19 protein-coding genes are annotated in these 17952 nt (G+C 59.0%); 5 read left to right on the top strand and 14 right to left on the bottom strand.

Going from position 1 to position 17952, the window contains the following annotated elements; genetic code table 11:
- Nucleotides 1-5: 5 nt before the first annotated feature.
- Genes glp through C1J02_RS13020 form a run of 6 tightly spaced genes read right to left on the bottom strand, consistent with a single transcriptional unit; the run spans nucleotide 6 to nucleotide 4718 of the window.
- Nucleotides 6-1178, bottom strand: coding sequence for a gephyrin-like molybdotransferase Glp (glp, locus tag C1J02_RS13045; RefSeq protein ID WP_114878968.1), 1173 nt, complete (start codon nucleotides 1176-1178; stop codon nucleotides 6-8).
- Nucleotides 1175-1648: a cyclic pyranopterin monophosphate synthase MoaC gene (gene moaC / locus C1J02_RS13040; protein ID WP_114878967.1), complete on the bottom strand. Its 474-nt coding sequence runs from the start codon at nucleotides 1646-1648 to the stop codon at nucleotides 1175-1177. The genes glp and moaC overlap by 4 nt, the downstream gene beginning before the upstream one ends.
- Nucleotides 1649-2461, bottom strand: a complete 813-nt coding sequence (trpC, locus tag C1J02_RS13035; protein WP_114878966.1) for an indole-3-glycerol phosphate synthase TrpC — start codon at nucleotides 2459-2461, stop codon at nucleotides 1649-1651.
- Nucleotides 2462-2470: 9 nt separating this feature from the next.
- Nucleotides 2471-3127: a uracil-DNA glycosylase gene (locus tag C1J02_RS13030; RefSeq protein ID WP_114878965.1), complete on the bottom strand. Its 657-nt coding sequence runs from the start codon at nucleotides 3125-3127 to the stop codon at nucleotides 2471-2473.
- The gene (gene trpD / locus C1J02_RS13025; protein ID WP_114878964.1) at nucleotides 3124-4140 is read right to left on the bottom strand and encodes an anthranilate phosphoribosyltransferase; all 1017 of its coding nucleotides are present in this window, start codon (nucleotides 4138-4140) and stop codon (nucleotides 3124-3126) included. The genes C1J02_RS13030 and trpD overlap by 4 nt, the downstream gene beginning before the upstream one ends.
- Complete coding sequence (locus C1J02_RS13020) at nucleotides 4137-4718, bottom strand: aminodeoxychorismate/anthranilate synthase component II (protein WP_114880556.1); 582 nt, start codon at nucleotides 4716-4718, stop codon at nucleotides 4137-4139. Before C1J02_RS13020 ends, trpD begins: the two co-directional genes overlap by 4 nt.
- A 178-nt stretch (nucleotides 4719-4896) precedes the next feature.
- On the opposite strand from C1J02_RS13020, the gene C1J02_RS13015 reads away from it, so the two are divergent.
- A complete protein-coding gene (locus tag C1J02_RS13015; protein WP_114878963.1) occupies nucleotides 4897-6516 on the top strand; it encodes a divergent polysaccharide deacteylase family protein in 1620 nt (539 codons plus the stop codon).
- 137 nt (nucleotides 6517-6653) lie between these two features.
- Complete coding sequence (locus C1J02_RS13010) at nucleotides 6654-7517, top strand: endonuclease/exonuclease/phosphatase family protein (protein ID WP_162798324.1); 864 nt, start codon at nucleotides 6654-6656, stop codon at nucleotides 7515-7517.
- A 27-nt stretch (nucleotides 7518-7544) separates the two neighbouring features.
- Here C1J02_RS13010 and C1J02_RS13005 read toward each other — a convergent pair whose 3' ends face one another.
- The 8 genes from C1J02_RS13005 to fabI form a co-directional block, all read right to left on the bottom strand.
- Nucleotides 7545-8585 (bottom strand): succinylglutamate desuccinylase/aspartoacylase family protein, encoded by a 1041-nt coding sequence (locus C1J02_RS13005; protein ID WP_114878961.1) that lies wholly within the window; start codon nucleotides 8583-8585, stop codon nucleotides 7545-7547.
- 2 nt (nucleotides 8586-8587) lie between these two features.
- Nucleotides 8588-10099, bottom strand: a complete 1512-nt coding sequence (trpE, locus tag C1J02_RS13000; RefSeq protein WP_114878960.1) for an anthranilate synthase component I — start codon at nucleotides 10097-10099, stop codon at nucleotides 8588-8590.
- A 9-nt stretch (nucleotides 10100-10108) separates the two neighbouring features.
- On the bottom strand, nucleotides 10109-11950 hold the full coding sequence (locus tag C1J02_RS12995; RefSeq protein ID WP_114878959.1) for a peptidyl-prolyl cis-trans isomerase: 1842 nt from the start codon (nucleotides 11948-11950) through the stop codon (nucleotides 10109-10111).
- 31 nt (nucleotides 11951-11981) lie between these two features.
- The gene (locus C1J02_RS12990) at nucleotides 11982-13163 is read right to left on the bottom strand and encodes an aminotransferase (RefSeq protein WP_114878958.1); all 1182 of its coding nucleotides are present in this window, start codon (nucleotides 13161-13163) and stop codon (nucleotides 11982-11984) included.
- Between the two features lie 83 nt (nucleotides 13164-13246).
- Nucleotides 13247-13753 (bottom strand): xanthine phosphoribosyltransferase, encoded by a 507-nt coding sequence (gene gpt, locus C1J02_RS12985; RefSeq protein ID WP_114878957.1) that lies wholly within the window; start codon nucleotides 13751-13753, stop codon nucleotides 13247-13249.
- Between the two features lie 5 nt (nucleotides 13754-13758).
- Entirely contained in the window at nucleotides 13759-14361 is a 603-nt protein-coding gene (locus C1J02_RS12980; RefSeq protein WP_114878956.1) for a LysE family translocator, read from the bottom strand.
- A 40-nt stretch (nucleotides 14362-14401) separates the two neighbouring features.
- The gene (locus C1J02_RS12975; protein ID WP_114878955.1) at nucleotides 14402-15013 is read right to left on the bottom strand and encodes a LysE family translocator; all 612 of its coding nucleotides are present in this window, start codon (nucleotides 15011-15013) and stop codon (nucleotides 14402-14404) included.
- Nucleotides 15010-15816 carry an enoyl-ACP reductase FabI gene (fabI, locus tag C1J02_RS12970; RefSeq protein ID WP_114878954.1) on the bottom strand — a complete coding sequence of 269 codons (807 nt, stop codon included), beginning with the start codon at nucleotides 15814-15816 and terminating at the stop codon, nucleotides 15010-15012. Before fabI ends, C1J02_RS12975 begins: the two co-directional genes overlap by 4 nt.
- A gap of 277 nt (nucleotides 15817-16093) precedes the next feature.
- On the opposite strand from fabI, the gene pdxH reads away from it, so the two are divergent.
- The 3 genes from pdxH (at nucleotide 16094) to C1J02_RS12955 (ending at nucleotide 17858) form a co-directional block, all read left to right on the top strand.
- Nucleotides 16094-16729 (top strand): pyridoxamine 5'-phosphate oxidase, encoded by a 636-nt coding sequence (gene pdxH / locus C1J02_RS12965; RefSeq protein WP_114878953.1) that lies wholly within the window; start codon nucleotides 16094-16096, stop codon nucleotides 16727-16729.
- 146 nt (nucleotides 16730-16875) lie between these two features.
- Nucleotides 16876-17385 (top strand): cold-shock protein, encoded by a 510-nt coding sequence (locus C1J02_RS12960; RefSeq protein WP_205389918.1) that lies wholly within the window; start codon nucleotides 16876-16878, stop codon nucleotides 17383-17385.
- A complete protein-coding gene (locus C1J02_RS12955; protein ID WP_114878952.1) occupies nucleotides 17364-17858 on the top strand; it encodes a DUF192 domain-containing protein in 495 nt (164 codons plus the stop codon). The genes C1J02_RS12960 and C1J02_RS12955 overlap by 22 nt, the downstream gene beginning before the upstream one ends.
- The last annotated feature ends 94 nt before the right edge of the window (nucleotides 17859-17952 follow it).

Here is a 17952-nt window from a genome sequence, read left to right as displayed (position 1 = left end):
ATTCGTCAGATAACGATATAATTCACTATGTCACCGGGCCTGCGGGCCGGATCATCCACAGGGCGCACCAGCAGCGCATCGGCGCTCGCAAGCACAGACAAAAGTGAGCTGTCCTGTCGGTCATCGGGGTGCAGCGCGCCGTCTGTGATGCGGGCGCGCATGTAATGCGCACGGGGACCATTTGCAGGCAGCGCGCGCGCCAGCGGTGCCTGACGCATCGGTGTTGCCTGCTCGCCCAGCCCAAGCATTTTGCAGACCACGGGTGCGACAAAAACCGTGCCACAGACCATCGCAGAAACGGGATTGCCGGGCAGCCCAATCATTGCGGCATCACCCAGCCTTCCTGCCATCAGCGGCTTGCCGGGGCGCATGGCGACCTTGTAGAACGCTTGTTCCATACCGATTTCAGCAGCGACCGGGGCCACCAGATCATGATCACCGACGGACGCGCCGCCGATGGTGATGATCAGGTCAGACCCTTTTGCAAGGCTGAACGCCTGTTTCAGAGAGGCTGCGGTGTCACGTGCAATCGGCAACATGTGAACCTGCGCCCCCAAACCCTCAAGCATCGCGGCAAGGCCGTAGCTGTTTGAGGCGATGATCTGATCGGGGCCGGGGACCTCGCCGGGTTGAACCAGCTCGTCCCCGGTTGCCAAAATTGCCACGCGGGGGCGGCGGGTGACGGGCACATCCGCGATGTTCATTGCGGCAAGCAAGGCAATATCAGCCGGGCGCAGGCGCAGGGGGGCATGAAGGGTCTGGCCCACCTCAAAATCACCACCGGCTGGGCGAATATTGTCTTTGATTCCAATGCGGTGGCCCAGTGTGATCAGATCTCCACGCCGGGTCACATCCTCTTGGATCACGACAAAATCGGCACCTTCTGGAACCGGCGCGCCAGTGAATATCCGCACCGCCTGACCTGCACGAAGCGCGCCTTCGAACCGGTGCCCGGCAGCGGCTTCACCCACCACTTTGAACATCGCGTCCGGTTCAACCTCGGCCCGGCGCAGGGCATAGCCGTCCATAGAGGAGGCGGCAAAAGGCGGCTGCGTGCGCGTTGCTGCAACATCGCGGGCCAGAACGCGGCCGGCGGCGTGGCGCAAAGGCACATCTTCAACATCCAAAGGGCGCACAAGCGACAAAAGCTGCGCAAGGGCGGCCTCAACAGAGATCATGACGCCTCAAACCGACCCGATTTGCCGCCGTCCTTGAGCACAACGCGCAGTCCACCGATTTCCATGGCCTTATCCACCGCCTTGGTCATGTCATAGACGGTCAACGCGGCGACCGATGCGGCTGTGAGCGCTTCCATCTCGACCCCTGTCTGGCCTGTGGTCTTAACGGTTGCGGTGATGCGGATGCCGGGCAGGTCTGCATCTGGGATAAAATCAACCGCAACCGATGTAATTGGCAGCGGATGGCAAAGCGGGATGAGGTCCGCCGTGCGTTTCGCGGCCATGATCCCGGCCAGTCGGGCAACGCCCAGCACGTCACCCTTCTTGGCGCGCCCTTCGGTAATGATATCAAAGGTTTCCTGCCGCATCTTGATGTGATTTTCTGCAACTGCAATGCGCGCCGTGACTGCCTTGTCGGACACATCAACCATATGCGCATCGCCTTTGGCATCAAAATGGGTAAGGGCCATTCACATCCCTCCGGCAGTCAGCGGATTGGCCAATAGATCGCGGGTCGCCAATTCGACATCGGATTGCCGCATCAGGCTTTCGCCGATCAGGAATATCCGGGCACCGTACATCGCCAGATTTGCCAGATCTTCGGGTGTGCTCAGCCCTGATTCCGACACGATCATGCGGTCGGCAGGCACCTTTTTTGACAGGGTGCGGGTGGTATCCAGCGTGGTTTCGAAGGTCTTGAGGTTTCGGTTATTGATCCCGATAAGGCGGCTCTCAAGTTTGCTTGCGCGCTCCAGTTCGGCCGCGTCGTGCACTTCGATCAGCGCGTCCATGCCCCATTCCGTCGCGGCCTCTTCCAGTTCAGCCGCCTGGGCATCAGACACCGACGCCATGATGATCAAAATGCAATCGGCCCCCAGCGCGCGTGCTTCGGCCACCTGATAGGTGTCATACATGAAATCCTTGCGCAGTACGGGAAGTGTGCAGGCGGCGCGGGCCTCGGCAAGATAGTCTTTGGATCCTTGGAAACTGGGGGTGTCCGTCAGAACGGACAGACAGGTTGCGCCGCCCTCAGCATAGGCCGCGGCGAGGGTCGCGGGGTCAAAGTCGGCACGAATCAATCCTTTGGAGGGGCTGGCCTTCTTGATCTCGGCAATCAGACCGTATCCTTCGCGGGATGCATCATGCAGGGCGTCGGCAAAGGGGCGCACCGGGGGGGCTGCATTCGCCTCTGATATCACCGCCTCAAGAGGCTTGGCAGCCTTGTCGGCGGCAATTTCTTCCAGCTTATAGGCCTTGATCTTATCCAGAATGGTGTCGGTCATAACGCTCTCTTATGGGTTGCCCCAGTTTATGCAGGGACTGCCCTGCGCCTGCAACCATGCATTGGTGCGGCTGAACGGCTTTGAGCCGAAAAACCCACCGTATGCGGACAGCGGCGAGGGGTGTTTGGTCTCAATTTTGAGATTTTGTTGGGCGTCCACATCCTGCGCGACCTTGTGCGCTGGGGTTCCCCAAAGCAGATAGGCGCGAGGGCGGTCGGCCAATCGGGCCAATACTTGCGACGTCAGTTCCTGCCAGCCGAGCGCGGCGTGGCCTTTCGCTTTGCCCTGCGGCACCGTGAGGATTGTGTTGAGCAAAAGCACGCCTTGATCCGCCAAATCACCAAGGTCGGTACGGGTGCGGGTCAGGGCCAGATCGCTCTGCATCTCTTTGAAAATGTTTCCTAAACTGTCCAATCGTCCGCCAAAGTCACGGGTGATGGAAAAGGCTAAACCATCTGCCTTGCCGGGCGTGTGATACGGGTCTTGTCCCAGAATAACGACCTTTACATCATCAGGTTGGGTCATTTCCAACGCTGTAAATACCTGATCTTGCGGCGGGAAAATAACCCGCTTATCCGCCGTTAACGCCGATTCAATACGGGGCAGGTTTTCGGTAAAGAAGGGCAGGTCGGCCCAGTCTCCAAGCCGCCTGAGGTCGAATTTCATTTGCTGTGGCTGACCGCTGCGACGCGGGTGATCTTGTCGCGCGCGGCACCGGAATCGATGCTGTGGCGCGCCATCTCAACCCCGGCTTTCAGGTCGGGTGCGGCATCGGCGACCACCAAAGCAGCCGCCGAGTTCAGCAACACAGCGTCGCGGTAGGCAGAGGGCGCACCGTCCAGCAGCGCATTGAAATCACGTGCATTTTCTTCGGGTGTGCCGCCCTGAATTGCCTCAAATGGATGCACGGGCAGGCCAGCATCTTCGGGGTGTATTTCAAAGTCGGACACAGTGCCGTCGTCCAATCCGCTGACCCAGCTTACGCCGGTGATCGTCAACTCATCGGTGCCATCGGAGCCGTGAACCAGCCACGCCTTTTCGGACCCCAGAGCGTCCAGCGTTTCGGCCATCGGGCGGATCAGGTCACGGCGATAGGCCCCGGTCAGTTGCCGTTTGACGCCCGCAGGGTTGGTCAATGGCCCCAATATATTAAAGATTGTGCGCGTGCCCAATTCTGACCGCGTCGGCATCACATGGGCAATCGCAGGGTGATGCATCGGGGCCATCATAAAGCCGATGCCGACCTCGGCCAATTCGCGCTCGACGATTTTTGGGCCGACCATGACGTTCAGGCCCATTTGCGTCAGCGCATCTGCGGCACCGGATTTGGAGGACAGGTTGCGGTTGCCGTGTTTGGCCACCACGACGCCCGCACCCGCCACAACAAATGCCGTTGCGGTCGAGATGTTCAAAGTGCCCTTGCCGTCGCCGCCCGTGCCGACAATGTCCATCGCGCCTTTGGGTGCCACGACTTTGTGGCATTTGGCACGCATGACGCTGGCGGCAGCGGCGTATTCATCTACCGTTTCACCGCGCGTGCGCAGCGCCATCAGAAATCCACCGATCTGGCTTGGCGTGGCTTCGCCCTCGAACAGAATCTCAAACGCTTCAGCGGCCTGTTGCCGGGTCAGCGGGCCATTTGCAGACGCATCAATCAGGGGTTTCAGTGCATCACTCATGCAGGGACCTTCATCTCGTTGAGGAAGTTTTGCAGCAGCGCAAACCCGTGCTCGGACCGGATCGATTCCGGGTGAAACTGAACGCCGTGCAGGGGTAATTCGCGGTGTTGCAGGCCCATGATCGTGCCATCCTGCAGGGTGGCGTTGACCCTTAAGCACGCAGGCAAACTTTCGCGTTCCACCACCAGCGAATGATACCGCGTTGCTGCGAAAGGGCTGGGCAGCCCTGCGAAAACACCGGTGCTGTCGTGGTGCATCTGGCCCAATTTGCCATGAACGATGTCGCCTGCGCGCACGACCTTGCCGCCAAACGCCTGTCCAAGGCTCTGATGTCCCAGACAGACCCCCAGCAACGGCAGCCGCGCCTTTGCCGCCGCGAGGGTCAACTCAAGGCAAATGCCCGCCTGATCAGGATCGCAGGGGCCCGGGGACAGTAATATACCAGCAGGTTTCATCGCCATCGCATCGGCAACACTTAGCGTATCGTTGCGGTGCACCGCGACATCGGCCCCCAACGCCCCTAAATAGTGCACGAGGTTGTAGGTAAAACTGTCGTAGTTATCTATGAGCAGCAACAATGGGCAAATCTTTGTCTTTGGGCCAGGCATTAGGACTAGAGAAACGCCGGCAAGGCAGCGTATATGTCGTGCCACACATGTTCAGGCTTGCGCGCGTACGTCAAGAGTGCAACCGAAAAGCCGGCAAAGGGCAGAAGGCCGCGTCACGCGCGGAAGCAGACAGCAGGAGAATGCACACATGGCACGCGGATTCTTGAGCGGCGTTCTTTGGGGCGGAATTGTAAGTGTTGGGGTAGGTGGGGTGGCATCCGTGCTGGCACCCCTGCCAATGCCACCTGAGGTCAGCGATGCGGCACCGGCTGAGGCCGTTGCGCCGACACAGATTGCTGAACCCGGCAGCGGTGAACAAAGCAGCAATGCCGACCGTGCGCCAGTGACGGGTCAGGTCGGCGTGCAAACTTCGGCACCGGAACCAGATACCCTTGCCGGGATCAACGCTGATACCGTGACCCCCGCTGCGATCCCCCAAACAGGTGCCGCAGATGATCTGCAAACGCCTGCTGTTGGGTCAGACTTGGGTGGCGCTGTTCCTCAAGGCGATGACCCTGTGTTGCCGAACCCGCAAGCGCTTGCCCCGATGGCACCGGCAGCGGCGGATGATCTGTCCATCAGCACAGAACCTGCACAGCCGCCCGCGCCGCTGGCTGAGGTCGTTGAGGGGGCCTTTGATGCGCCTGCGCAACCATCCAACGAAGACGCGATTGATCCTGGGCCGGTGCTGCCCGTGGCTGAAGAGGGCATCAGCGATCCTGCTCCGGCAGAAGAAGCCGCACAGGTTGCAACTGCCGTGGTTCCAGAACGGGATGCACCCGTTGATCCTGCAGTAGCGGAACCTGCGGTAGCAGAACCTGCGGTCACTGCGGTGGACCCGCCACCCATCGTGATTTTGCCAATTCCAAAAGCGCCGGAGGCACCACAAACCGAAGCGGCCAACGAAGCAGAGGGCACGCCAGCCTCTGCGCGCCCGGCCATTGGAAAACCCGCTGTGTCACTGACAGAGCGCAGTGGCGGCGTTGTCGTCAATCGCCTGACCAATAATGATGCGGCAGCCGAAGGTGCTGTGCCAATTGATGCACCAGCGGAGGGTGTTGCGGGGCAGGTGGGCGAAAATGCGCTGCCGATTGATGCTTTCGCGCAGGCGTTTGATAACCCTGACAACAAACCCCTGATGGGTATCGTTCTGATTGACGATGGCAGTTCGCTTACTTCCGGAAGCGCCGGTATAGCTGCGCTGCGCAGCTTTCCCTATCCGCTTAGCTTTGCGGTAGACAGCAGTCTGGACGATGCGGCTGAACGTATGGCGCTCTACCGAAATGAAGGATTTGAGGTTCTGGCGATGGTTGATCTGCCCGAAGGGGCGGCACCGGTGGATGCGGAAACCACCTTTGGTGTGATATTGTCCAAACTGCCTGAAGTTGTCGGGGTGCTCGAAGGCACCAAGGGTGGCTTGCAAGGGTCACGCGGTGTGGCCGATCAGGTGACCGAGATTCTGGCGCAAACAGGGCATGGGTTGATCACCCAGGACAAGGGGCTGAACACCATGCCCAAGCTTGCCCGCAAAAAAGGCGTGCCCGCCGATCCGGTGTTCCGTGATTTTGACAGCAAGGACCAAACCGCGCAGGTGATCCGGCGGTTTCTGGATCAGGCCGCCTTTCGGGCAAATCAGGAAGGGGCCGTGATCATGCTGGGCCGTCTGCGCCCGGATACGATATCGGCGCTGCTGCTTTGGGGCTTGCAGGACCGCGCGGGAAAGGTGTCATTGGCCCCGATATCGGCGGTGTTGCAGCGGTCGGAATGAGGGGCGTCTCCGATATGGCAGCTGTCTGGTCTGAGCGCACGAGCGCGCACCCTGATTGGTGCCATATTTTCGACTACCGGTTGTGTTCTAACTGAGATACTCAGATGGTCGGCAGGAATTCATTGGAAACAGGTCACATGGTGCGCAAAGCTTTCCTTGGCTTGATATCAATAGCGGCTTTGCTCGTTATTGTTGGCTACCTTGGCCAATTTCACCGTGGCGCGGATACCGTCGCCATTGGAAGGCCGGTATTCGGGATAATCTGCATTCTGGGCATTTTCGTTGCGCGTTCTCTCACGCTCAGATTTGCCTTTGGGACCATCGCGCTGCTGGCAATTTCAACGGTTGCAGTTTCCTTTCTGCCGCAGAAGTCAGGCGGAGACATCCGGGTTTATTCCAAGAACCTCTGGTTCGGTAACAAGGAATTTTCTGCGGTGGTCGCGGACATAGAGGCTGCGAATGTCGACGTTGTCATGCTTCAGGAGGTCTCGGTGCACAACAACCCGGCGCTTCAACAGTTGAAAGCGGAATTTCCGCACCAGTATGTGTGCAGGTTTTCACGGTGGAGCGGCATTGCTCTGGCGTCTCGGCTTCCGTTTGACGGTGATCCTATATGCTCCGATTCGCGTGCAGTGCTGGCCGCGCCGATCCTGCTAAAGGGTCAACGGGTCTGGGTTGCCTCTGCGCATATTCCCTGGCCTTGGCCGCATGACAGTTCTGAGAATGAAAAGGATGCGATATCACTGCTGTCAGAACTTGATGGCCCGGTTATCGTTGCGGGTGACTTTAACATTGTTCCTTGGTCGGGCAGGGTTGGCAGGATCGCGGCATTAACAGGCACCCAATTGGCAGGTCCGGCGCGTGCGACACTGCATCTGAGAAATATACCGTTGCCGATTGATATGGTGCTTGCCCCGGGCGGAGGGTCGTTGGAAATGCGTCCGCTGCTGGGATCTGACCATGCGGGCCTTGTCGCCGATCTGGTGCTTTGGCCGAAGTGATCGCGAATTTGGGGTGCCTGACACCCTTCAGATAATCTCGTCTTCATCAAACAGCGGATCGGTTTCCAACTGTGTGGCCAGATCATCCACCGTGGCTTCCACCGCGCGCGGGCTGAGGCGGGCGAGGTGAAAGACTGCATCGCCTTCGTTGACCACCGGCAATATCGCGCGGCCGATCAGGATGCCTGCAGTCGGGGCAAGCAGATTGGTTTCGACCTCGCCAAAGGGGTCCGAGACTGTCGCCAGCACGTCGCCTTCTTCTACCGTTTCGCCCTCGGCCCGGAACGTGCGCAGCAGACCACCCGCCGGGGCGCGCAGCCAGCTTGAAGACGTGCAGACATGCGGTGCAACCTTGGCGCGGGCAATGCCTTTGGCAGGCAGCATGTCTTGGCCGCGCATCACCCGCAGGATGCCTGCAAGTCCCGCGCGCACGGCCATTTCATCGAACCGCAAGCCTTCACCAGCCTCATAAAGCAGAATTGGCGTGCCATTTTTGGCCGCCACCGCGCGCAATGATCCATCACGCAGGGGCGATGTCAGCACGACCGGCGCACCAAAATCAATTGCCATCTGAGCGGTGACCTTGTCAGAGGGTGACACGCGCACTTGCGGCAGATTGGTGCGGTGGATCGCGGCGGAATGCAGGTCAATGCCAAAGTCGCAGCGCAGCACGACATCGTTCAGAAAGATATGGGCAAGCCGGGACCCAAGCGACCCTGTCGGAGAGCCCGGAAAACAGCGGTTCAGGTCGCGGCGGTCAGGCAGATACCGCGAGCGACTGAGAAAGCCAAAGGAGTTGACAACCGGAACCACAATCAATGTGCCCCGCAGCGATGCCAATTGCGGCGCGCGCAGCAGGCGGCGCACGATTTCAACACCGATTACTTCGTCCCCATGAACCGCAGCGCTGACAAACAACGTGGGGCCGGGCCGTTTGCCGTGGTGCACCTCAAGCGACAGACCGATGGGCGTGTGATCGGGCAGGATCGAGACAGGCAGAGTGATGGATTTGCGGGTGCCGCGTTCAACCCGGTGACCTGCGATCTCAAAGGGTTGTGGGGCGGGCACGATCAGTTGCGCCCCGACCCGTCAAAGCGCGCGGCATCGGCGGCGGCGCGGCGGATGGCGTTGGATTTATGCACGGTTTCCATATATTCAGCCTCTGCATCGCTGTCATAGACCACGCCGCCGCCCGCCTGAATGTACAATGTTTCGCCCTTGATCACCGCGGTGCGCAGCGCAATACACATGTCCATGTCGCCACCGGCGCTGAAATATCCGACACCGCCGCCGTAAATCCCGCGTTTTTCGGGTTCGAGTTCGTCGATAATCTCCATCGCGCGGACCTTGGGTGCCCCTGATACCGTACCCGCAGGCATGCCTGCAAAGAAGGCATCAAGCGCGTCGCAGCCCTCTTTCAGCTCGCCCACCACGTTTGAAACGATGTGCATCACGTGGCTATAGCGTTCAACGATGAATTCTTCGGTGGGGCGTACAGTGCCGATCTTGGCAACCCTGCCCACGTCGTTGCGGCCCAGATCAAGCAGCATCAGGTGCTCGGCCAGTTCTTTTTGGTCGGCCATCAGATCGGCCTCAAGCGCGCGGTCTTCCTCCGGCGTTGTCCCGCGCGGACGGGTGCCGGCGATGGGGCGAATGGTGACTTCATTGCCAAAAACACGCACCAGAATCTCGGGCGAGGCCCCGACCACATGGAAGCCGCCGAAGTTGAAATAGAACATGAAAGGCGACGGGTTGGTGCGGCGCAGACTGCGGTAAAGCGCAAAGGGCGGTTGGGTGAACCCCTGCGCCCAGCGTTGGCTTGGCACGACCTGAAAAATATCCCCCGCAACGATATAGTCCCGGGCCTTTTCAACGGCAGCTTTGTAGGCATCCTTGGTGAAATTGCTGACCGGCTCCGGGGCATCCGCCGCATCACCCAAATCGCGGCTGGTGTCGGGCAGGCTTCGCTCCAGATCACGGACCGCATCCATCACCCGCTCTGCCGCCTGGGCATAGGCCGCACGCGCCGACTGGCCATCCCTGACCCATGCGGGCGACACCAGCGTGACCTCGCCCTTGACGCCGTCAAGAACGGCGATCACCGAGGGGCGCAGCATCTGCGCATCCGGCAGACCCAAGGGATCGGGGTTCACGTCCGGCAGATGTTCAACCAGCCGGATCATGTCATAGCCGAGATAGCCAAAAAGCCCCGCAGCGGCCTGAGGCAGGTCATCGGGCAGCTCGATCCGCGATTCAGCTATTACCGCGCGCAGGGTGTCGAGCGGATTGCCCGGCACGTCCTCAAACGCGTCCGCATCATAGCGCGCGGCGCGGTTGATGGCTGATGCTTTGCCACGGCAACGCCAGATCAGATCAGGTTTCATCCCGATGATCGAATAGCGCCCGCGCACTTCGCCCCCCGTCACGGATTCAAGCACAAAAGCGTTTTCAGCAGCCCCGGTGAGTTTCAGCATCAGTGACACCGGCGTGTCGATGTCAGCGGCAAGGCGGGTATAGACAATCTGGTTTTGCCCGGATGAATAGGCGGCCTCAAATGTGCTGAAATCTGGGGTCAGGGCCATTGGTTTTGCCTAGGGAAAGTTGACATGCACGGCCTGAACGGCGCGCTGGTCGATTTGTGGACCGGCACGGCGCACCACGTCATCGGAATAAATGGCAAAGATATCCTGAGCCAGCGTCTGGTTCAGTTGTTGTGAAACCTGTTCCAGCAGGGCGGCGTTGGCGGCGCTGTCGCCGGCGGCTGTGACGCTGTCCAACCGAACGATTACGACGCTACCATCGCCGGGCAGCACCGTCACATCGCCCACGTTCATGGCAAAGACTTCGCTCATGAAATTCTCTGGCGTGCCCTCGATAAAGCCATTGCGGGTCTGGTCCTGTTCGATCACGGCATCAAGGCCCGCCGCTTCGAACGACGCATCGCTGCCAAGGGACGTCAGCAGGGCCGTGGCTTGCGCATTCAGCTGTTGAACGGTCTGCTCTGCCTGCCATGCGGTGCGCACAGCGCCTTTGGCGTCTTCAAAAGGTTCGGGGCGTTCTGGCAATTCTTCGTCAAGACGCATGGCATAGATACCGCCATCATCGAGTTGGTTGATTTTTGGGAAATCCCCGGCGGACAGCGCTGCCGCTTCCTGCCGAAAATCGCCATATCCGGCAATGCCATCGCTGCTGTCCTGGGTCCAGGCAATCGCGCCGAGGGTCATTTTAGTCTCTTCGGCCAGTTGTTCCAATGTGGCCCCGCCAGCAAGCTGATCATCGAGATCCTGCGCACGGGCCTCGACTGTGCGTACCGCACGGGCGGTGGCCAGTTCACCTTGCAGGTCGGCCTTGGCCTCTTCAAATGTGACGTTTTGTGCGGGCAGAACCCCGTTCACGCGGAAAAGCGCGGGCCCAAGATCACTGGCCAGTGGCCCGACAATATCCCCGACTTCGGCGGCAAATACCGCGTCACCCGCAGCATTCAGATCGGACTTGCTCACATCACCCAAATCAACATCAGACAGTTCCAGCCCGCGTTCCTGCACCAAAGCGTTGAAGGTCGTGCCGTCCACTTCCAATGACGCGGCGGCCCGATCTGCGGCTTCCTGATCGGCAAAGGCCAGACGTTCAACCAATCGACGCTCGGGCTGGATATATTCATCTGCGCGGTCATCATACGCCTGCTGCAATTCTTCCTGCGGCACTTCGATGTCGTCGATCATCGCATCGGGGGACAGCCACGCATAGGTGATCATCTTGGTCGCAGGCAGCATGAACTGATCAGTGTTTTCGTCATAAAAAGCACGCAGATCTGCGTCGGTGGGGGTGCCAATGGGGGCGGTCAGATCCTCGGCAGAAAGGGAGGTCCATGTAAAGCTGCGCTTTTCGTTGACATAGTTCACCAGGGTTCTTGCATAGGCTTCAGGCATCTTTATGCTGCCGATCACCGCACGCTGAAGCAAGGTGCGGGAGGCTTCCTCGCGCAGGCTGGTTTCAAACTCGGCTTCGCTCTGGCCAGCCTGTTGCAGGGCAAAGCGGTATCCCTCGCGGTCGAATTCGCCATCAATGCCCTGAAAGGCGGCGATTTGGATGATTTCCTGTCGCAAGGATTCGTCACCGATGGACAGGCCAAGTGTTGCCGCCTCGTGGTCCAATGCGCGGTTGCGCACCAAACGTTGCAAGACGGCGCGATCAAGTCCGATCTGCTGGGCCTGTGCAAACGGCAGTTGCTGACCTGTTTGCGCCTCAATGGCGCGGATTTCCTGAGACAGGTCGCGGGCGTATTGGTCAATTGGAATGATTTTGTCGCCTACGGTGCCGATGCTGCGGACATTACCAGACAGATTGACCGCCCCAAAGCCGCCGAGGCCAAGGATCAGCAGACCCATAAGGATCCAAACAGCGGTTTTTGAAATGCTAGAGCCTTTGGCCATGTCAGACGTCCCTTTTCGCGTTTGCGCTTGTCTATGCGTTGCGCGGCAGGGCTGCAAGGCGGTCAAACAGAATGCCAATGCCCGCCGCATCCAGATTGGCAAAAGCAATGCGCAACTGGCGCGCGCCGCTTGGGTCATCCGTGGGGCAAAACATCGTCCCGGGCAGGCACAAGATACCTGCATCGCGCACCAGTTGGGGGGCCAAATCGGCAGAGCTGATACCAAAGGGGTGCTGCATATAGGCGAAATAGCCGCCCAGACCCAAAAGCTGCCACCCTTGCGCCGTCAACTTTGGCATCTGGGTGGAAATCGCGGCACGGCGCGCCAGAATTTCGTCGCGCTCCCCGGCCAGCCATTGTGCAAGGTTCTGCATCCCCCAAAGGGCGGCATGCTGACCGATCTGACTGGGACAAATGGCGACGGTGTCGAGGAATTTCTCGACCTCTGCCAGACGCTCTGGACTTGCGATCATCGCGCCGACGCGGTGGCCGGTCAGGCGGTATGCTTTGGAGAAGGAATAAAGATGGATCAGGGTGTCGTCCCAGTCGGGGTCCTGAAACAGGGGGTGGGGTGGGCCGCTGCGGCTGTCAAAATCGCGGTATGTTTCATCTAGGATCAAAGCGATGCCATGTTCGCGGGCCAGATCAAAGAAGGCCTGCACCAGTTCGGCGGGGTATTCCACACCGCCGGGATTGTTCGGTGTGACCAGTGAAATCGCGCGGGTGCGCGGTGTGATCAGGGCTGCTGCCTGTTCGGGGTCGGGCAGCAAATCGACACCAGTTGGCAGCGGCACGGCGGCGACACCTGACATATCAAGCCACATCTTATGATTGAAATACCAAGGGGTTGGCAGGATAACTTCATCTTCTTCCGCGCAGAGCATGGCAATCGCTGCGGCAAAAGCCTGATTGCAGCCCGAGGTGATACAGACCTGTGCGGGGTCCACGATACCTGCGTAATGCTGTGCAGTTTGGGCGGCAAGTTCGGCGCGCAGTTCGGGCAGGCCGAGGACGGGGCCATAAAGATGCGCGTCATCGTTCTGAAGCGCCACATCGGCCATGGCCTGACGCAAGGCAGGCGGCGGCGGATCGACGGGGGCGGCCTGGCTTACGTTGATCAGCGGCCGGTCCGCAGGGAATGTCACCCCCTGCAACCAGCGGCGGGCCTCCATCACGGGGGGCGCGAATGTGTTGGCGGTGCGGGGCAAATTCATTGCGGATGTGTCCTCTGGATGGGGCGGGGCGTGAGGCGGCAGTTGCTGAGGGTTCTCAGGAAGCGATGGGGCCAATGCCCGGATCAGTCCTTGCCCCGGTAGGGTTCAACATATTGCAGGGCCATGTCCCACGGGAAGAATATCCATGTGTCCTGGCTGACTTCGGTGATGAAGGTGTCGACCTGTGGGCGGCCCTTGGGTTTGGCATAGACGGTGGCGAAATGCGCTTTGGGATACTGGGCGCGGACCACTTCGAGGGTTTTGCCGCTGTCCACCAGATCGTCAATGATCAATATGCCAGTGCCGTCACCCATCAGTTCTGCATCCGGGGATTTGAGCACCTTGGCCTCTGATTGGTCCTGGTGGTCATAGGATTTGATCGAGATCGTATCGACGGTGCGGATGTCCAGTTCGCGCGCTGCAATCATCGCCGGGGCCATGCCGCCACGGGTGATCGCAACAACAGCCCGCCATGCGCCATTGTCGGGCCCCTGACCGTCCAGCCGCCACGCCAAGGCGCGGCTGTCACGGTGAATCTGGTCCCAGGAGATATGAAAGCCCTTTTCATGCGGTAATTGCGTGTCGTTCATGTCGGTTACCTTTGCAGCAGAAGTTTGAGGCCAAGCCCGCCCAGAAGCAGGGCCGCGATGCGGTCAAGATGCGGTTTCGCGCGCAGATAGCGTGCGCGCGCGGCAGATGCGCTCAGGACAAAGGCGCAACCGGTATAAAAGAGGATCTCCAAGATCAGGTGGTTCAGCCAGACAAGCCCAATCTCAGGACCCGAAAGGTTGGGGGGAAACACCACGACAAGCACCGCCGCAGCAAAAAGAACCGATTTGGGATTGCCGAGGTTCACAAGGAAACCGTCCATAAAGGCGCGGCCATGTGGTTTGGTTCCTGCTGTCACCGGCTGTTTCGCCCCGCGCCACGTCGCGACCGCAAGATAGATGAGATAGGCCGCGCCACCGATCTTCAGCGTGGCAAAAGCCCATGGAAAATAGGCAAAAACAGCGTCCATGCCCAAAAGGGCGCAGAGCGTCCAAAGGCTCGCCATCAGGCCAAGACCAAGTCCGGTGGCGATCCCCGCGCGCCTGCCATTCGACACGGTACTGCGCACCGCCATCAAAAATGCAGCACCGGGGCTGAGGATCGACACAATCAGCACGGCGTTGAATGCGATCATATGCTCCAGGGTCATGACACAGACCTTGTTTTAACCGAACAAGCGAACACCGCAGTCATCCCAGCCCGATCCGTATGCCAAACCCGCCGAGCAGGACTGCAAAGACACGCTCAGTGTTCATTTTGACCCTAGCATAGAGCCGACGCGGTGCGGGGCGTGAAAAGACCAATGCGACAACGGCGTACCACGCACATTCAACCGCAAATACCACACCGAGGATCGACACCGCATCCGCCAGACTTGGGCTTGCCGGGACGAGACCAGAGAAGATGGCGGCGAAAAACGCCAGTGCCTTGGGGTTGGCAAGATCCGTCCACAGGCCCAACAAGAACGACTGCACCGCCCCGCGCGGCATTTCGGCGTTTTGTTCTGGCAGGCTATCAGGTGCATGTCGCCATAAAGTGACGGCGATATAGATCAGGAACAGCGCCCCGGCGATGCGCAGCCCGGTTTGCAGCCATGGCATCAGTTCGAACAAGATCGACAGACCCGCAAGGGCCGCCGCCGCCCAGAGGACAACAGCAAACGCCAATCCCACAGTCAGCCACAGCGCCGGGCGCATCCCTTCTCCGGCAGCGGTGCGCACAGTCAGCACAAACGCGGGCCCGGGGCTCATCGCGAGAAGCAGTTGCACCAAGGCAAGAGAGGCGAGCGCGGCTGCGGTCACTCTTTGGCCATGTCGGGTGCATCCACCGCCTTCATCCCAACCACGTGATATCCCGCGTCAACATGCAGGTTTTCACCGGTTGTGCCGCTGCCCAGATCGCTCAGCAGATAAAGCGCTGCCTTGCCGACGTCCTCGATTGTCACATTGCGGCGCAGGGGCGAATTGTATTCGTTCCATTTCATGATGTAGCGGAAATCGCCAATGCCAGATGCGGCCAGTGTCTTGATCGGTCCAGCCGAGATTGCGTTGACGCGAATGCCGTCTTTGCCCAGATCTTCGGCCAGGTATTTGACCGACGCCTCAAGTGCGGCTTTGGCCACGCCCATCACGTTATAATGCGGCATCACTTTTTCAGCCCCATAATAGGTGAGGGTAAGCGCCGCAGCACCCGGCGACATCATCTTTTCCGCACGGGCCATCACAGCGGTAAATGAATAGACCGATATGTCCATCGACATCGCGAAATTGGCGCGGCTTGTGTCAACGTAGCGACCGCGCAATTCGTTTTTATCTGAAAAACCAATGGCGTGGACGACAAAGTCAATCTCGCCCCATGTCTCTTTCAGGCTGTTAAAAAGCGCATCGATCGAGGCCTCATCGCCTACGTCACACGGCAGCACGATATTGCTGCCAAGTTGTGCTGCCAATGGATCAACCCGCTTTTTCAACGCATCCCCCTGATAGGAAAAGGCAAGCTCAGCACCGGCATCAGCCAGTGATTTGGCCACGCCCCATGCGATTGATTTATCGTTTGCGAGGCCCATGATCAGCCCTCGTTTTCCTTGCATCAGATCATTTGCCATATCGCTGCCCTGTTTTTACCCGGTTCTTTGTCGCGGGTTTAAGCCATTAGCTGCGCCCCAGCAAGGCCAACGGATGTCAGTGCGGGCTGGTCCATAACGCTTGTGCTTATGTGCATGAATGCAAGCAGTCGATTTTGACATTTTCTCAATCTGACACAATCATTGTCTTGTTGCCTTTCTTTTTAAGGTGTTAGGACCTATGCTAACGTTAACGATTAGACCGCCGAAAAACGGCTCAAAAAGCGGTATATTTCTGGGTAATAACTGAAAGCGAAGGATGACGGGCGACTTGGAAACCACGGTATTGCAAGAGAACCGGACGGGGGTTTTTGCGGGAGATGATCCTTTCGTGATTGCACGCCGCTGGCTTGAAGAAGCGCAAGACAAAGAACCCAATGATCCCAATGCGATCGCGCTGTCGACGGTTGACGCTGGCGGATTGCCCAATGCCCGGATGGTTCTGCTTAAGGAAATCGAAGCTGCTGCCTTTGTTTTCTATACCAACTACGAAAGTACAAAAGCACGGGAATTGGACAGTGCCGGGAAAGCCGCCTTTGTGATGCACTGGAAATCCCTGCGCCGCCAGATTCGGGTGCGCGGGCTGATCAGCCGCGAAAACGGGCCGCAGGCGGATGAGTATTATGCGTCCCGGTCGCTTAAAAGCCGTTTGGGTGCTTGGGCGTCAAGGCAATCGCAGCCGCTCAGCAGTCGAACCGCTTTGATGGCCGAGGTCGCCAAGGCGACAGCGAAACATGGGCTCAATCCCGATCGGCCTCCGTTTTGGGGCGGCTATCGCTTGACACCGGTTGAGATTGAGTTTTGGGCGGATGGTGAGTTTCGTCTGCATGATCGTTTTCGATGGCAACGGGCATCCCCGAAAGATGCTTGGATGATCGAGCGGCTTAGCCCCTGATCAGGGGTGCAGTGTAGATGGTGTTAGTCAGTTGGAGTTTGTTGGGCGTCAGAAAAAATGGAGCAACCGCTGTGTGGTCGTTTTGATATCAAGGGACTGTTGTGACGGATAAAGAAGAAATAAACCAAGGGGCGGTCGCGCAAGACATGTCCGGGTTTCAGCTGTCAGGCGTGGTCAAGTGGTTTGACCCGAACAAGGGCTTTGGCTTTGTCATTGCTGATACCGGCGGGCCAGACATCTTGCTGCACGTCAATGTGTTGCGCAATTTTGGTCAAAGCTCAATCGCTGATGGGACCCGGGTTGATCTGTTTGCGCAGGAGACTGAAAGGGGGGTGCAGGCAACCAGTGTCGTGGCTGTCCATCCACCCGAAGGTTCCCATTCGATTGTGTTGGCCGATATTGTTGAGCTTGATGCCGATGCAGTCGCTGCCGCCCCGCTTGAACCTGCGCGGGTGAAATGGTTCGACAAGGCCAAGGGCTTTGGTTTTGCAAATGTGTTTGGCAAGCCTGATGATGTTTTTGTCCATATTGAAGTGCTGCGCCAATCGGGTCTTTCTGATCTGCAACCGGGTGAGGCGCTGGCGATGCGGGTGATTCAGGGCAAACGCGGCCATATGGCCGCTGAGGTGCAGGCATGGGAATCCGTACAAACGTAAATGGGCTGCGGCGCTCAGTCGTTGCCGTGATCCTGGCGGTCAGCGCTGTTGCGGCTCAGGCAGAGCAATCCTGCAGTGACGATACAGTCACGTTGCGGGGGGCCTGGGGCAGCGCGCGGTTCACCGTTGAGGTCGCTGACGAGCCTCAGGAGCAGCAGCAAGGCCTTATGCACCGGAAGACGATGGCCCTCGGCAACGGCATGCTGTTTGTCTATGACAGTCCCCGGACACTCAGTTTCTGGATGCGCAATACGCTGATCCCGTTGGATATGGTGTTCATTGATGCGCGCGGTGTCGTGCAGCACATTCACCATATGGCGAAACCACTGGATGAAACGCCGATCCTGGGGGGGCAGGACCTGCTTTCCACGCTGGAGATCAATGGCGGGTTGGCCAAACGGTTGGGGATCACGGTGGGCAGCCAGGTGCGCCACCCTGCGTTCGCAGATCATTTGCCGGTCTGGCCCTGTTAAGGTGTTGCGGATCGTGCATGTGGCACCTTTGTCCCGGCACGATCAATTTTGTCGCAAACTAGGGCTTTTCATTCAAAGCAAGTGTAGCTAAAGA

Origin of the sequence: Sulfitobacter sp. SK011 (assembly GCF_003352065.1) — a bacterium.
In the GTDB taxonomy this organism is placed as follows: domain Bacteria; phylum Pseudomonadota; class Alphaproteobacteria; order Rhodobacterales; family Rhodobacteraceae; genus Sulfitobacter.
Note: the sequence above shows the minus strand (reverse complement) of the source record. Positions and strands in the feature narration are given on the sequence as shown.

Bases quoted from the DNA above. Each gene is read 5' to 3' on its own strand.
- pdxH (WP_114878953.1), top strand. From the start codon at position 16,094: ATGACGGGCGACTTGGAAACCACGGTATTGCAAGAGAACCGGACGGGG.
- C1J02_RS12995 (WP_114878959.1), bottom strand. From the start codon at position 11,950: ATGGCCAAAGGCTCTAGCATTTCAAAAACCGCTGTTTGGATCCTTATG.
- C1J02_RS13015 (WP_114878963.1), top strand. From the start codon at position 4,897: ATGGCACGCGGATTCTTGAGCGGCGTTCTTTGGGGCGGAATTGTAAGT.
- C1J02_RS13010 (WP_162798324.1), top strand. From the start codon at position 6,654: ATGGTGCGCAAAGCTTTCCTTGGCTTGATATCAATAGCGGCTTTGCTC.
- gpt (WP_114878957.1), bottom strand. From the start codon at position 13,753: ATGAACGACACGCAATTACCGCATGAAAAGGGCTTTCATATCTCCTGG.
- C1J02_RS12990 (WP_114878958.1), bottom strand. From the start codon at position 13,163: ATGAATTTGCCCCGCACCGCCAACACATTCGCGCCCCCCGTGATGGAG.
- C1J02_RS13030 (WP_114878965.1), bottom strand. From the start codon at position 3,127: ATGAAATTCGACCTCAGGCGGCTTGGAGACTGGGCCGACCTGCCCTTC.
- C1J02_RS12955 (WP_114878952.1), top strand. From the start codon at position 17,364: ATGGGAATCCGTACAAACGTAAATGGGCTGCGGCGCTCAGTCGTTGCC.
- trpE (WP_114878960.1), bottom strand. From the start codon at position 10,099: ATGGCCCTGACCCCAGATTTCAGCACATTTGAGGCCGCCTATTCATCC.
- moaC (WP_114878967.1), bottom strand. From the start codon at position 1,648: ATGGCCCTTACCCATTTTGATGCCAAAGGCGATGCGCATATGGTTGAT.
- trpD (WP_114878964.1), bottom strand. From the start codon at position 4,140: ATGAGTGATGCACTGAAACCCCTGATTGATGCGTCTGCAAATGGCCCG.
- fabI (WP_114878954.1), bottom strand. From the start codon at position 15,816: ATGGCAAATGATCTGATGCAAGGAAAACGAGGGCTGATCATGGGCCTC.
- trpC (WP_114878966.1), bottom strand. From the start codon at position 2,461: ATGACCGACACCATTCTGGATAAGATCAAGGCCTATAAGCTGGAAGAA.
- C1J02_RS12960 (WP_205389918.1), top strand. From the start codon at position 16,876: ATGTCCGGGTTTCAGCTGTCAGGCGTGGTCAAGTGGTTTGACCCGAAC.
- glp (WP_114878968.1), bottom strand. From the start codon at position 1,178: ATGATCTCTGTTGAGGCCGCCCTTGCGCAGCTTTTGTCGCTTGTGCGC.
- C1J02_RS12980 (WP_114878956.1), bottom strand. From the start codon at position 14,361: ATGACCCTGGAGCATATGATCGCATTCAACGCCGTGCTGATTGTGTCG.